This is a genomic window from Streptomyces bicolor (genome assembly GCF_000719285.1).
Classification (GTDB): Bacteria; Actinomycetota; Actinomycetes; order Streptomycetales; family Streptomycetaceae; genus Streptomyces; species Streptomyces bicolor.
Window position 1 is genome coordinate 31,855 of the sequence record NZ_JOFS01000050.1, and the last position, 14,624, is coordinate 46,478.

The following is a 14,624-nucleotide window of genomic DNA, read 5'->3' on the forward strand; positions in this document are numbered from 1 at the left end:
CCCGGTACCGTCCGCGAGATCAACTCACGGGTACGAGGTGTCGTGGACGCCCACTGGTGCGCCCATGGCCTCTTGCAGGGATTCCAGGAGCGAGCTCAGGTCACGGCCCTCGGGCTCGTTCAGGAACGCGGTCACGGCGGCGTACACGTCCACCGTCGCATCGCCGTCGTACCCGCCGATGAGAAAACGGCCCAAGGTCGGCGACCCGGCGTCCTCGTCGAGCACCCAGGTGCCGCCGACGTCGCTGAACATGTACTCGGCGCAGTACACGGTCAGAAACAGGTCGAAGGGCTTGTAGCCGATCATCTCGAACGGAGTCAGGTCTCCACAGGAACTGATCGTGCTCATGTGTATGAGCCCATGGCTCGGCGACTCCAGCAGCATCTCGGGCGGCTCCCATCGGGACAGCTCGCCCAGCCGGACGACCAAGGCCCGACTGGCGTCAATCCATTCGGGCAGCAGCGCCCGGCGCCCTTCAAGCACGGCCGCCGCCGCACCCGTGGACAACGGAACGGGCAGCGGTTCCTTCGGGTCGAACGGGTACCCCATGAATCCCTTTGGTCTTCGAACGGCAAAGCCCGCACCCTACTTGCTGCTCCGCCGTCGGACCAACAGGTCATGCGCCGCAGGCCCGATGCCATCGACCGGCAACTCACATCGTGGCCGCTCCCGCGCAGTCTGCAATCCGGATGCTCTCCCGCAACGCCCGCCGCGCGGCCGTCAACCCACCACCTTGCGGATACCCCATGGTTCGGACGTACCGCGAAGACCGTCACCTGTCAGCCCAACACAACATCACGCCCTGAAAGTCAGTGACTGTGCCCCGGGGCCCGTGTTGAACGACGGCCCGCGCGCGGTTGCGCAATCGGTGTGCACGGCCGCCTGCGCAGCCGCGCGCGGGCCGTTGCGCACCGGGTCGTGGATCGTGCGCAATCGACTTGCGCGTGTGTGTGCGCAGCCCCGCCCAGGGGCCTCGGGATCCGGTTGCACATCCGTCTGCCACTGCGCACTCCCGCGGCGCGGGAGTCAGGGGACTGCGCGCCCGCGGGCTTCATCCCGCGTGCGCACTGGGCGCCGACCGCCCCGATCGTCGTGTGATCCGCCGCCTCGGAGCGGGGCTGCGTGGGGTGCGAAATGTCGTGGTCGGGCCTGTGGTCGGGGCGACCATGGGCCCGACCACGGGTTTGTGTCCCCTTCGTGATCGTGGTCGTGCCTTCGTGGTCGGTGGTCGGGTCGGGGTGGACGGGTTGCCTCGGGTCAGAAGCAACAACTCGCTCTGACCTGGGAGTTCGGAATGTCTCCTGCCAAGCAGGCAGCGGAGGAGCACACCGCTCCTCCGACCGCTGCGGGGGCTCGGCTGCAGCAGATGCGGCGCCGGGTCCGCCTGGGCCGCCTGGGCGCGTGGGCCGCGGTGGCGGCCGGCCCTATCGCGCTGGCCGTCGCCGTGGCCACGCCCGCGACCGTGGTCCGTGCCGCTCCCGCGGCGAAGCCGACCACGGTGAAGACGACCGTGCCGGCCGACCCGGCCGGGTACGCCACGGTGTTCCTCGACGCGTGGTTGCGCAGCCGCTCAGGCGCCGAGAGCACTGCGCAGGCCCGGCTTGCGCAGTCGATGGGCCCGGATGTTGATCTGCCCCAGGCGTCGGATGGGCAGCCCGCGCCGGAGTCGGTCGTGGCGGTGCGCAGTGCGCAGCAGACCAGCACGGCGTGGTCGGTGACGCTGGCTGCGCAGTACGCCGACGGCTCGGTGCGCTACTTCGCGGTGCCGGTCGTCGCCGACTCAGGTGGCGCCTCGTTCACCGTGTCCGGGGTCCCCGGCGTGGTGGCCGGGCCGGGCCGCGCGAAGGGGGCTCGGTCGCCGTACACGGTGACGGTCCCGACGGACAGTGATGTGTCGTCCGCAGCTGGGGAGTTCCTCGCCGCGTATCTGGCGGGGGCCGGTGAGGTCGACCGCTACCTCGCTCCCGGGATCAGCCTGTCGCCCGTCTCCCCTCCCCCGTACCAGACGGTCACGGTCCAGCAGATGCTTGCCGCCGATCAGGAGGCGGCCGCCGAGTCCGTCCCGGCGGACGGGACCCGGGTGCGGGTGATGGCCCAGGTGGAGGCCCGTGACAGTGCTGGGCGGTGGCCGCTGGCGTACGAGCTGACGCTCAAATCACGCTCGGGCCGCTGGGAAGTGGCCGGGCTGGAGTCCGGCACCGCCCAGGCGGGAGGTGCCCGGTCATGACCGGTGTGGTGCTCGCCGGGAAGCTCGACGACCTTGGCGACTCGTGGATCACGATGCTCGAGGACTGGGCGACCAAGGGCCTGCAGGCCGGTCTCACCGTCCTCGTCGTCGTCATCATGATCCAGAAGTTCTCGTTGAAGGCCGGGATCGGCGCACTGATCCTGATGGTGATCGCGCTCGGGCTGTACAACTCGCGCAACGACCTCTCGGACATGTTCGAGGACGAGGTCAAGAACCCGTCGACGTCGGCGCCCGCCGTTCCCGGCATCGTGCAGGGTGATCGTCCGGCCGCCCGTGAACACTCCGCAGGGGTCGGAGGCTGGCTGTGAGCGCCGCCACCGCCTCCGTGCGGATGGGCCGCTTCTACACTGCGGCCCGCCGCCACCCCTGGGTGCTGGGCAAGGTCGCCGACTGGCGTATCCCGCTTGGCCCGTTCACGCCCGCGCAGATCCTCCTCGCCGTCGTCGGCGGCTTCCTTCTGGTCAAGACGATTCCGTTGTGGTCGTGGATGGGACCCGTCCCGCCGGCCGCCTGGCTGCTGGGCATATGGGCGGTGCGCCGTCCGAAGATCAAGGGACGCGCTCCGCTCCCGGCTGCCCTGGGCTGGCTGCTGCTGTTGTGGCAGCCACGCGGAGGCCGGATCGGCGGCCGCGCGGCCCGCGACCAAGCCGCCCACCCCCTGATCGGTGGCTTCGTCATCGAAGGCACCACCCCGGCCGCGCCGATCACTGAGGCCCTGCGTCCGCGAAGCGCCGTCGAGCGTACGCCGCGCCGGGAGGCGGCACGGTCGCGGTCGGGCGGTCGCCCGGCGGCCGTCGCCGCTCAGCCGGTACGGCCGGTATCGGGTGTGCAGCAGCTGCTCGCGCTCGCCGAACAGGGAGGTGCGCGGTGAGGGTGCCGATCCGTCACATCGCCGGGCACCTGGTGTGGTCGACGCACGGCAGCGCGTGGGCCGTCTACCGGCTCCACCCAGGTCCGGACGAGCAAGGCCGCCACGAGGAAACCGTGCAGGGCACCTATGTGCCGGCCGCCGTACAGGAAGAACAGCTCGCCAAGACCACTCACCTGGTGCGATCCCTGACCGGGGCACCTCGGCTGTTCGGCCTGTGCGCCCGAGTCGATCCGGGGGAAATCGCGCTGCGCATGATCGAGGGCATCGAACCCTCCGACCCCCCGCCGGACCAGACGCACCCGTGGGTGGAGAACGTCGAGGCCACACTGGACCTGCTGGACGGGCAGGAGATGCACCGCCGCACCCTGTGGCTGGCCGTCCCGCTCCAGACCGAGGGCGCCGGCCTGCAGATGACCGCTCACTTCGGCGCGATGTGGGCGGAGATCGCCCCGACGCTCGGCATGCGGCCGACGCCCGTGACACGGCGAGAGGTGAGCGCATACCAGGAGCAGGCAGCGCGGGTGGAGGCCGCGCTCGCCGGCGGCATCGCATTCCGCCCCGCCCGCCCGGCGGAGATCGTATGGACGGTCCAGCACGCCCTGCACCGCGGCCTGGACGAGCCACTGCTGGCCGAAGCCGAGAACAGCGGAATGTACAGCGGGCGGGTGCGCGAGGGAGTGCTGCACTCCCCCAGCTACGCCAATCTCGGACAGGTCCGCCTCCAAGAGGGCGGCATCGACCCGGACCTCGACGACGTCGACGAGCTGGGGAGCGCCGACCAGCTCACCCGGTCGGGACGCAAGACGTGGTGGCGGGTGAAGACAACCTCGCCGCTGCGCAGGCGGTGGCTGCAGATCGAGTCCGACGCCGGCACCGGCTACCAGGCACAGCTCGCTTTGGCCGAGTGCCCACCCGCGGTCAGCCAGGACGCCGCCGACCTGTTCGCCCAGCTGGAAACCCTCGACTTCCCCGTCGACTACACCGTCGACCTCACCCTCGTCCCGGCAGAGAAGGCCCGCGACCAGGTGCGGCGCAAGCGCAACGAACTCATCGACCAGGCCGACCAGTACGACGCCCGCCCCACCGGCATGCCGGCCTCACTGACCGAGGCCGCCCGTGACCTGGGCGAGCTGGACGCCCGCCTCTCCCGCACCAGCGTGGAGGTCGAGGTGCAGTCCGTCACCGTGCTGACGGTGTGGGGGCCGACCGCCGCCGTCTGCGACGCCCGGGCCCGCGCCCTGGCGGCGCTCCTGGGCGGCGCCGACTACCGTGCGGTCCGTCCGGCTGGTCTGCAAGAGGCCCTGTTCACGCTGGGCATGCCCGGCACCGTACGTCCGGGTGTGCTGCGGGAGTTCACTCAGCACCAGATCTCCGAAGACTGGGCGTTGGGCGGGGCCTTCACTGCCTCCGAGGTCGGCGACCCGAACGGCATGTTCCTCGGCATCGACCTGGACAGCGGCACCACCCGCCCGGTCATGATCAACGTGGCCGATGCGCCGAAGGTGGACGCGTCCGCGTCCATGGGCATCGTCGGGGACCTCGGCGCGGGTAAGAGCGTGCTGCAGAAACTGATCGCGGAAGCGGTGTGGGCGCGCGGCGGCTGCGCCATCTGCATCGACCGCACCCCCGTACGCGAGTGGGCGACCTTCGCCCGCACCGCGGCCAAGGGGCGCGTCCAGATCATCGACGCCGCACGCGCCGAGGTGTCCATCGACCCGCTGCGGATGTTCGACGGTCCCGAGGGCCGCCATTACGCCCTGTCCTACCTCACTCTGCAGCTCGGCATCGGCCCGATGAGCACAGGCGGCGAGGTCCTGCACCACGCAGTCGAGCAGGCCGCCGCTCACGACGCCCCGTCTATGCACCGCGTGCTGGAAGTCCTCGAGGACATGGCCACAAACAAGGTGGGCAAGCGGCAGGACGCGGCCGCCACCCTCGCCGGTCTCGTCCGCGTGGTCGCCACCAACTCCCTGGCACGGATGGTGTTCGACCCCACGCTGCCGCCGGTGCACCTGGACGCGTCCAGCACCTCCGACATGATCGTGATCACGACGGCGGGGCTGAAGCTGCCGCCCAAGGCGGCCTTCGACAATCCCGAAGTCCTGCACCAGCAGCCGCTCGAGGCCCTGATCGGCCGCGCGGTGCTCTACCTGATCGCAGCGATCGCCCGGCAGACCGCATTCGAGGACCCCGAACGGTTCACCGCCGTGGTCGCCGACGAGCTGTACTGGCTCACCTCGTCGGCTGAGGGCACCGCGCTGGTCCACGAGATCCTCCACGATGGCCGCAAGCACGGTGCCGGTCTCCTCGCCGCCTCCCACGACGCTGAGGAACTCGGCCCGGACCGCGGCCTGATGGCCTACCGCGCGCTCGCCCGCACCGCCGACCGCGAGCGGGCCCGCCGCGGTCTGGAGTTCGTGGGCCTCGACCCGAACGACGGCGAGCTGCTGCGGCTGGTGACCACCGGCTTGTCCCCCGTCGGCCGCAAGGGCCGGGAGGGCGAGTTCCTGCTGACCTGCCCGCGGCAGAACACCGGCCGGGTCAAGGTCTCCATCCCCCGTATCGAGCGCATCACCACGTCCATCACGACCACACCGGGACGCCGCGCGAGCGCTGCTTCGCCGTCCGCGGGTGAGCCGCTCGCCGGTGAGGCCGCAGGGTCCCGTCCGAAGGAACACCTCTGATGACCTCTTCTACCTGGGATCGCTCCCGGCGTCTTGCCGCGGCCGCGAGTGTCCTCACCGTGATCACTGTCGTGGTCGGCGTGCTCGTGCTGGCCGGCGGGGTGAGCGTGCCGGAGGCGTGGTGGCCGCGCACGGGGCAGGCCTTCGCAGCCGACGCCCGCCCCGCGGATGAGGATCCGTGCACGCTGATCGTGGGGCCGGCCAAGGACTACTGCGAGCGCGGCGCTACGACGACCGCCTCCGCCGAGCAGCCGGGTGTTGCCGGTGCTGTGTGGCGGCTGGTGCCGGCCGGTGCCGGTGTGGCCGCCCTCGTGGTGTGGCGGCTGCGGAGCGCTGCTGGGCGAAGGCGGCACTGAAGTGTTCCGTCCAGACCGCGCGACCCTCCGCTCGGCCGGCTTCGTCGTGCTGCTCACCGGCGTGTTCCTCATGGTGAACAGCCAGGTGGTGTACGCGGCAAGCGGCAACAGTGAGACCGGGGACCTGCTCGCCCCGCTGAACATCACCTCCTCCGAGGGCGTGCCGATCAACGGGTACGAACTGAACGCCGAGGGCGGCTCCATCGTCAGCTTCAAGACCCAGTCCCTCGCCTTTGCCCTGTCGGGCCTGTTCACCCTGATCCGGATGCTGGTCGGCTTGTCGGGGTGGGGGGTCGAGGTGGCCTTCCGGTTCCCGCTGCTGAAGATCCTCACCCGGCCGGCGCAGAAGGTCTCCGACACCTACAACGAGGTGGTCGTCAACTCCTTGGGGTTGAAGGGTCTCTTGCTGGCCTGGGCGTTCGTGTTCGCCGGATTCATGATTGTGCGTGGCCGCGTGGGTCGCGGTCTGGGCGAAATCTTCCTCACCCTGCTGATCGGGGCAATCGCCGCCTCGGCTCTCATCCACCCGGACACCCTGCTCGCACAGGACGGCCCGCTGGGACAGTCCCAGCAAGTGGCCGCCGAGGTCGCCCAGCAGAGCGTCAACTCCTATAACTGGGGCGGCAAACTCGCCAGCAAGGGCCCGTGTGACGGCATGGCTGGCAACGCCGAGATCAAGTGCCTGGAGCGGGAAGAAGAAGCGCCCGTCTCCTCGACCGACGTGGCCCGCCCGATCCAGGACTCGGTCAGCAACGCGTTGGTCGTGAAGCCGTACATGATGCTGCAGTACGGGCGCATCCTCGACCCGGCCAAGGCATCCGACCGCAAGGCGTACGCGGTCCACCTGAAGTGGGTCATCGGCGGCTACAAGGCCGATGCCGAGCCGTCGGAAGAGCGCAAGGATGCCTGCAGTCTGATCTACGGGCCGGCCAAGAAGTACTGCTTGCGTGACAACGACGACACGCCTCGGGACAGTGACGACCTGCCCTCCCTCACCCCGGGCGGCGAGCTGCTGGACACCGCCTCCCCGCTGGTCAGCGAGGAAGATCAGGAGTTCGCCGCGTTCCTCGCCGATATGAAGAAGGCCGGCGACGTCGGCAAGGCGTGTGCCGCGTACGCCGAGAAGCCCACCTGGTGGCGGGTCGGCGGCGCCCTCCTCCTGCTGATCGCGGCGTTCTTCATCTGCGGCATGCTCCTGTCGAGCGCGATCGTGCTGCTCGGCACCCAGGGCATCTGCGCGGCGGCCGCGGCTGCGGGCGGGGTCACGTTCGTGGCCGGCATGCTGCCCGGGCCTGCGCGTCAGTCGGTGTGGAAGTGGCTGTCCCTGTGGGGCATCGGAGTCCTGGCCGTCGTCGGGATCAGCGCCTTCGTGCCGTTCTTTGGCATCGCCGTGGACGCCACCATCACAGATGGGCCCGACCTGATGGTGGAGCGGATCCTGCTGATCGACGTCCTCGCCATCACCGGCGCGGCCGGGCACCGCCGTCTGCTGGTGGGCATCACGTCCTTCGGCCGTCGCCTGGCGATGCGGATGCGCTACGCCAAGGTCGGCGGCACCCACCTGCCCGGCGACACCTCCGAACTCGGCGCCGCGCTCGCGATGAACTCCCCGGCCGCGATGGGCGGTTACGGCGGCGGGCTGCGCGCCTTCACCGGCGGTGGTGGCGGCCGGTACGGGATGCTCGGCACCCGCCAAAGGTTGATGGGCGCGCTCTCCTCGCTGGTTGACGGCGCGGGCATGCCGGTGGACACCGGCGGCATCCTCGCTGACGCCACTGCTGAAGCCGGGCGGGGTCTGGCCCCGCTCACCGCGGCCGCCGCCGTGGGCGGGCTGGGCGCACGGCTCGGTGCGAAGGGCGCGCACTGGCTGCTGATCGGCAAGCGGCCGGACAAGGAGCAGTTGGCCAAGTGGCGCAAGCCCACGGCCGACGGCGACCCGAACACGGGCGGTAGCCCGTCGGACGGGGGCGACGTTTCAGGCGGCACGGGTCCGCGTCGGCCCTCAGGCCCGCCCGACCGTTACCGCAACGAACAGGGCCAGGTCGTCGACCGCAACTCCGGCCAGGTGCTGCACGACCAGAACACCGACCGCACCTTGCTCTGCACTCGCGCCCACAACCGGCTGGTCCGCTTCCGTGGGTACCGCATCCTCAACCGCGGGGGCCGGACCGCGTACGGGGCGACGGTCGGACTGCCGGCGAACGTCCGCCGGGCCCGGCAGGGTGGCTCGCGGTACACCCACGACGCCCGCCAGCAGGTACAGGTGTGGGGCAACACGTGGCGTGAGGACGGCCGTGCCTGGGCAGACACGGGACGGCATGTCTCCCGCGTCATGCGGGAGAGGGCCGGCGACCGCGGCGGCCCGGGGCCCTTGGCATCGCGTCGCCTGCCCGTCGGCACCGGGGCCGGTTCGGGGCAGGCAGCCTCCGCCCGCGTCTCCGGAGCGGTGCCCTCTGCCAGCGGTGCGCGGCCCCGGAGCTCGTCTGCGCCGGGCCCCGGCGCGCTGCAGCGGCTGCTGGACGACCCGGCGGAACTGCGCCGCCAGACCATCGCGAACGTCCGCCGCGTGGACCCGGATCTGGCGCGCGCCATGCAGGGCCGTGCCCGGTCGTCTTCGCGCCAGCCGTCCGTTCAGCCCGAATCGACCGGTGAGGGTACACGTGCCCAGGCGCGGGCCCGGTTCCAGGAGTTGATGCGCAGGACCGAGCCCGAGGCCGAGCGGCTGCGTCAGGAGCGTGCCCGGCGGCAGGCCGAGGACGGTGAGGACCAGTGAGGCCCGCCCGGCGCCGTTGGGCGTGGTGGGGGTGTGTGGTGGCGGCGTTGCTGTTCGCCGCCGTGTGCTGTGCCGCGCCGGCAGGCATCGCGATCACCGCGTACGTCGCGTTAAAAACAGGTGCGCAGAACGGCGGGGGGATCGCCGAAGGCGGGACGGCTGCCGGCATCCCGCCGCGGATGCTGACCGCGTACAAGAAGGCCATCCAGCAGGTCGGCAAGCATGTGCCGAAGTGCCGGGGCATGCGCTGGCCGATCCTCGCCGGGATTGCCAAGGTCGAATCCCACCACGCCACCGGCCGCAACATCACCGACAACGGCGACATCCGCCCCAAGATCTACGGGGTGCTCCTCAACGGCTCCGGTGCCGGCGGCAACACCACCGTCTTCCCGGACACCGACGGCGGCAAGTGGGACGGCACCGCGAACGCAGAGCGTGCCGTCGGCCCCTTCCAGTTCCTGCCCTCCACGTGGGAGGGAGTCGGCGAGGACGCAGGCGGTGACAAGATCGCCGATCCGCACAACGCCGATGACGCCGCGCTCGGCGCCGCAATCTACCTGTGCGGCAACGGGCGGGACCTGACCAAGAGGGACCAGCTCAAGGCCGCGCTCTTGCAGTACAACCACTCGAACGAGTACGTCGCCAACGTGCTCGGCTGGATCGACCAGTACACGGCCGTCGCCAAGGGCCCGGACCTGAAGGACGTCACGGGGAAGGTCCGCACCGTCATCGAGGCCGCGCTCTCCCAGCGAGGTGTCCCGTACTCGTGGGGCGGCGGCAACGCCAGCGGCAAGTCGTACGGCATCTGTTGCTCGCCCGGCGGGAAGAGCGGCACGAGCATCAAGGGCTTCGACTGCTCGGGGCTGACGGTGTACGCCTTCGCGCAGGCCGGCGTCACCCTGCCGCGCGTCGCGTCCACCCAGGCCGGTGTCGGCCAGCGGATCCCCGCCAGCCTCGGCACCAGCGCGCTCAAGCCCGGGGACCTCGTCTTCTACGCCGGCATCCCCGGCCGCGACTCCACGATCTATCACGTCGGTATCTACGTCGGCCATGGCCAGATGGTCAACGCTCCCCGCCCGGGCACCGTGGTGCGCCTGGACGCGGTCAACGCGATGTCCGGCTATGCGGGAGGAGCACGGCTGCTGTGACCACCACCCCACGCTCACCGCGTCTGCTGATGCTGAGCACCCTCATCCTCGCCGTCGCCGGCGCCGCCCTGCTGGGCGAGCCGCCCGCCCAGAAGCCACCGGCCCCGGCGACGTCGGCGACCGCGCACCCGACCACGGATCCGTCAACTGCGGCCCTGGCGCCCGACGGCAAGCCCGCGGGCGCGATGGCTCCCTCCACTACGCCTGCCGCAACGGCCCCCTCGGCCCTCGCCTCCGCTCTGCCACCGCCCGGCGATGGCATGGCGGGCGACCTAGCCATCCAGCGGTCGCTGGAGGCGGCGTGGCCCGCCGACCTCCCCGCCGCCGACAAGCGGGAGCTGCTCACCGCCGGCCGCGCGGTGCTGCGCGCGGACGCCACCGGGATCGGCCGCGCGAGGTGGCCGGATGTCTTCGGCGACTCGGGTCCGGTGGTGGCCCCGGCATTCGCCACCGCCCGCTTCCGCATCCAGGCCGCGATCGCCCGCCAGAGCGATCACGGCCCGAACAAGGCGGTGGTCCATCTGGTGTGGGCCGGCATGGACCGCGGCGGCACCTTCACCGACCTGCGCATCACCGACTGGTTCTTCACCCGCACCACTTCGAAGAAGGGAGCAGCGACGTGGACGCCGCAGCCCCGTACCTGACGGAGCGAGCCGACAGCACGGCGTATGGTCAGGTACTCGGCCTGTTCACCGGCCTGGCTGGCGCCGCCGCCTGGCTCTACGACCACTGGTATCTGCTCGCCCTGGCCATCGCCGCGTGCTGGGGCGCGGGCGGGCTGGTGGTGCGCCGGCTCGCGGCCACGGCGTCGGCCGAGCGGATGGCCCTGGAGCTCGTCTCCACCCGGCACTTCGACCCGAGCCTGGAGGAGATCTTCCGCCGAGGTGTCCAGCTCGCCCGCGCCTCCACAGCCATGCCCTGGTGGGCGCCCCGCCGGGCGAAGGCCGTGCAGATCCGGCTGCGCGCGGACGGCAGTGCGCCGCTGCGCTACCGCATCGAAGGACCGGCCGGTGGTGAGCGGCTGTTGTCCATCACCCCGTTCGGGCCGGACGTCACCGTCAACCGGGCCCGGCCGATGATCGACAAGCCGCGCACACACACCGTGCGCGCCGAGTTCATCCTGCGAGGCAAGCCCACTTCTCCGCTGCGGGAGGTGCCGCTCACCCCCGACCCGCTCCAGCCGCTCGTCGACGCCGTGGCCGACCTGCGCCCCGAACTCGGCGACCTCGCCGAGATCCGCCTCGACATCCAACGCGCCCCCAAGTGGGCGCTCAGGGCCCGGCGCCTGCAGCTGATGAGCGCCGCGCGCCAGACCGAACGCCGGGAGGCCCAGCGGGCCGGACGCTGGCTGCGGCAGGACGCCAGCGGCATCGAGGACTCCCTTACCTGGCAGCTGCAGCAGCTGCTCAGTGACAAACCCGGCCTGGGATCCGGGCGGCGGCTGGTGATGCCGCCGGTGCCCCGCCGGGTGGAGCCGACCGAGGCGTTGGGCAAACTCGCCGAGGACGACCACCTGGTGCGGGTACAGCTGCTGGTGATGTGCGCCTCGAACACCGAGGGCCGCGCCCAGGCGAGGCTCGCCCAACTCCAGGCCGCACTCGATGTGTTCGGCGGCCGCTCCCGGTGGGCCATGCGCGGCTGGCGGATCGGACCGTGGCGGATCGGCGCCGACCACTGGCCCACCCGACGCGGCTTCGAACGCCGCTGGAATCTGGGGCACTGCCAGCCGCCCCGCCCGAACTGGGCGCGGCTGGATGAGCTGATCGGGCTGCTCAAGCCGCCCACCGTCCACTGCCGGCTTCCGCTGCTGGCCGGTGATCTGCCGACGTTCGAGTTCGGGGATCCTGAGCTGCTGCTGCAGGGCATCTACCAGGGACCCGACGGCCGCGAGCGGCTGGTGGCCACCTACGCCGAGGAGACCCTGTTCGAGGTCGGAGTCGGCAAGGCGGGCGGCGGCAAGACGGAACGCGCCCTGGCACAGGCGATCGGCTGGGCGCACGCGGGCGGCGGACTGGTCTTCGTCGACCCGCACCGCGACTCCTGGCCGCGCGCCCTGCCGTTCCTCGCACACGATCACCTGATGCCGCGGATCGCACTGATCGACCTCGCAGGTCTCGGCCCCAACCCGCGCGTGAGTTCGTGGAATCCGCTCGGCATGCACCACGGGCAGGCCGCCCACGAGGTCGTCGAGGCGATCGCCGACGCCTACGCTGCTGCACTGGCCTGGGACGACGCGACAGCCCCCCGCGCGCTGACCATCCTCACCGCCGCACTCGCCGTCCTGGTCGCAGTCAACGAGGCCACCTGCCAGGCCGGTCGGCCAGGCGACCAGGCCACCATCTTCCACGTTCGGTCCCTGCTCACCGATGCTGCCTTCCGCACCGCTGCGCTCGCCGCCGTAGCGGACCGGCTGGATGCAGAGACCCGCTCCTGGTGGCAGACGGTGTTCCCGACCCTGCCGCCCGACGCGTTCGCCGTCGTCCTCAACCCGATCGCCCGCCTGGCCGCCAACCCGGTAACCCGCGCCTTCCTCGGCCAGCCGGCCGGCGTCTACCACATCCGCGCAGCCATGGACACGGGGATGATCGTGTGGGTGTGCCCGGGCGGCAACGGACCCACCGACCGCCTCCTTAGCGCGCTGCTCGCCCGCGATCTGCTGCGGGCCGCTCGCTCGCGGCGTGACACACCCGAAGCCAAGCGGGTGCCGTTCCGCCCGTACTTTGACGAGCTGATCACGCTGACCGGCGCGGCCCCGGAGACCATCGCCGCGATGTTCGAGGACTTACGCAAGTACAAGTGCCACGTCCACGGCATGACCCAGCTGCTGTCCCGCCTCCCCACCCCGGTACGGCTGTCCTTGGTGCAGAACGCCTCCACGCTGGCCACCACCGCCGGTTCCAAGTCTGCGATCGCGCCGATTACCGCCGAATGGGGGGACAACCCCAGCCCCGACCGGGTCGCCACCATGAACCGGTTCGAGCACTACGTCTCCATGAACGTGTACGGCCGCCGTATCGGGCCCGTCCAGCTGCGCGGACCTCATCTCGACGACGTCTTCGCCCACCTGGCCCGCCCCAAGGACGTCCCCGCCCTGGAGCGGGCCGCGCGCGCGAACGCCCAGGCACGCCCGCTGGACCAGCTCACCGACCGCGCCGCGAAACAACTGGGCCGCGTCACCGCATTCCTCGCCGCACACGCCCCTGCCGGCGGTGCTGCCGTCCGTCTGTCGAAGGACAACGAATGGAACTGACCGCTACCCAGCCCAAGGACCGTGCTGCAGCAGGCTTCACACCCAGCCCTGCCGAGCCCCTCAAGCATCAGCTCCTGGCCACCCTCGCCCAGCACCGCATGGCCTCCACCCACCAACTGCACGTCCTGCTGCGGCCCGACCGCTCCCGCCAGTCCGTCTCACAGCGGCTGAACGAACTGCGCGGCCAGCGCCTCGCCGACTTCGTCGTCCTGCCCCAGTCCCATCGCACCCGGGTCTGGTACCTCACGCCGAAGGGCGCCCGCCTCACACGGGACTGGCCCGCCCTGCGCGGCCGCCCGCCGTATCCGATCACCTCGGCCACGGCCGCCTCGCTGAAAACCCCGCACACCCTCACCGTCCTGCGCACCCACCTCGTGTTCGTCGCCGATGCCCGCCGGCGCGGCGACGAACACGGTCACCTGGACTGGACGCCTGAGGTGGTCCACTCGATCGGCGACGGAGAGAAGGTCGTGGCCGACGCGGTCATGCACTACACCCTCACAGACGGCCAACACCGGCGGAAGCTGCGGGCGTTCATCGAGGTCGACCGCGCCACCATGAGCAGCGAACGCCTGGCCGCCAAGCTGATCGAATACGCGAGATTGTGGGCGTACCAGCCACAGACCGCCGGCCGACACCGGCAAACGACCCAGCCCGGATGGCTGCGCTGGTACCCGGTGTTCCCCCGGATCCTCTTCGTGCTGACCGGCGCCAGGCATCAGGCGATGAACAACCGCATCAGCGACCTCAAAGCCATGACCGCCCACCACCCACTCGTGACCGCCCTCGCCCGCAACGTGCCGCTCGCAGCGGCCTTGTTGGACGACCTCGAACAGCACGGCCCCACCACGGACGTGTGGACACCACTGACCGGCGGCCCACCCCGCCCATGGACCGAACTGTGACACGGCATCAGAAGGTCACGGCCGAATGTCGCAGCCCTGCAACACTGACCAAACCCCCCTTGAGATTTGCTTACGCGAAGCAGTAGGTTTCCCTCACACCAGCAGACTCGCACATCAAAACACGACGTCATCAACAAACATGAGGATGCAAGGTGACACCCACAACCCACATCATTCGCAAAGACGAAACCGCCTTAGCCGTTGCCTGGCCCGCCGCCACACTGTCCGTGACACACCTCGACGACGCCCTCGTCCTCAACGCCGGCAGCGACTACGACCCCGACGACCTCAACCTCGTACGCCGCCAGCTCCCCCACCGCCACATCACCCTCGACGGCGACACCATCACCATCTGGCCCCGCCCCCGGGAACACCAGTGAACCACCACA

The 14,624-nt window shown here is 70.8% G+C and carries 12 protein-coding genes; 11 read left to right on the top strand and 1 reads right to left on the bottom strand.

Annotated features, from left to right (window positions below; all coding sequences use genetic code 11):
- Positions 1-24 precede the first annotated feature (24 nt).
- On the bottom strand, positions 25-549 hold the full coding sequence (locus tag IF78_RS50090; RefSeq protein WP_031487317.1) for a hypothetical protein: 525 nt from the start codon (positions 547-549) through the stop codon (positions 25-27).
- A 745-nt stretch (positions 550-1,294) separates the two neighbouring features.
- Between IF78_RS50090 and IF78_RS0139470 the strand changes: the two genes are divergently transcribed.
- From IF78_RS0139470 to IF78_RS0139520, 11 genes are all read left to right on the top strand, one after another.
- Positions 1,295-2,227 (top strand): conjugal transfer protein, encoded by a 933-nt coding sequence (locus tag IF78_RS0139470; protein ID WP_031487318.1) that lies wholly within the window; start codon positions 1,295-1,297, stop codon positions 2,225-2,227.
- Positions 2,224-2,556, top strand: a complete 333-nt coding sequence (locus IF78_RS0139475) for a hypothetical protein (RefSeq protein WP_031487319.1) — start codon at positions 2,224-2,226, stop codon at positions 2,554-2,556. The genes IF78_RS0139470 and IF78_RS0139475 overlap by 4 nt, the downstream gene beginning before the upstream one ends.
- A 23-nt stretch (positions 2,557-2,579) precedes the next feature.
- Positions 2,580-3,119 (top strand): hypothetical protein, encoded by a 540-nt coding sequence (locus tag IF78_RS0139480; protein WP_037642393.1) that lies wholly within the window; start codon positions 2,580-2,582, stop codon positions 3,117-3,119.
- Entirely contained in the window at positions 3,116-5,803 is a 2,688-nt protein-coding gene (locus IF78_RS0139485; protein WP_031487321.1) for an ATP-binding protein, read from the top strand. Before IF78_RS0139480 ends, IF78_RS0139485 begins: the two co-directional genes overlap by 4 nt.
- Positions 5,803-6,159 (top strand): hypothetical protein, encoded by a 357-nt coding sequence (locus IF78_RS0139490; RefSeq protein WP_031487322.1) that lies wholly within the window; start codon positions 5,803-5,805, stop codon positions 6,157-6,159. Before IF78_RS0139485 ends, IF78_RS0139490 begins: the two co-directional genes overlap by 1 nt.
- 1 nt (position 6,160) lies before the next feature.
- Positions 6,161-8,932 carry a hypothetical protein gene (locus tag IF78_RS0139495; protein WP_031487323.1) on the top strand — a complete coding sequence of 924 codons (2,772 nt, stop codon included), beginning with the start codon at positions 6,161-6,163 and terminating at the stop codon, positions 8,930-8,932.
- A gap of 38 nt (positions 8,933-8,970) precedes the next feature.
- Positions 8,971-10,080 carry a C40 family peptidase gene (locus IF78_RS0139500; protein WP_234439962.1) on the top strand — a complete coding sequence of 370 codons (1,110 nt, stop codon included), beginning with the start codon at positions 8,971-8,973 and terminating at the stop codon, positions 10,078-10,080.
- A complete protein-coding gene (locus IF78_RS49030) occupies positions 10,077-10,724 on the top strand; it encodes a hypothetical protein (RefSeq protein WP_031487325.1) in 648 nt (215 codons plus the stop codon). Before IF78_RS0139500 ends, IF78_RS49030 begins: the two co-directional genes overlap by 4 nt.
- Positions 10,700-13,330 carry a hypothetical protein gene (locus IF78_RS0139510; protein ID WP_031487326.1) on the top strand — a complete coding sequence of 877 codons (2,631 nt, stop codon included), beginning with the start codon at positions 10,700-10,702 and terminating at the stop codon, positions 13,328-13,330. Before IF78_RS49030 ends, IF78_RS0139510 begins: the two co-directional genes overlap by 25 nt.
- Entirely contained in the window at positions 13,321-14,235 is a 915-nt protein-coding gene (locus tag IF78_RS0139515; protein ID WP_031487327.1) for a replication-relaxation family protein, read from the top strand. The genes IF78_RS0139510 and IF78_RS0139515 overlap by 10 nt, the downstream gene beginning before the upstream one ends.
- Positions 14,236-14,462: 227 nt before the next feature.
- Entirely contained in the window at positions 14,463-14,615 is a 153-nt protein-coding gene (locus tag IF78_RS0139520; protein ID WP_158751644.1) for a hypothetical protein, read from the top strand.
- Positions 14,616-14,624 lie beyond the last annotated feature (9 nt).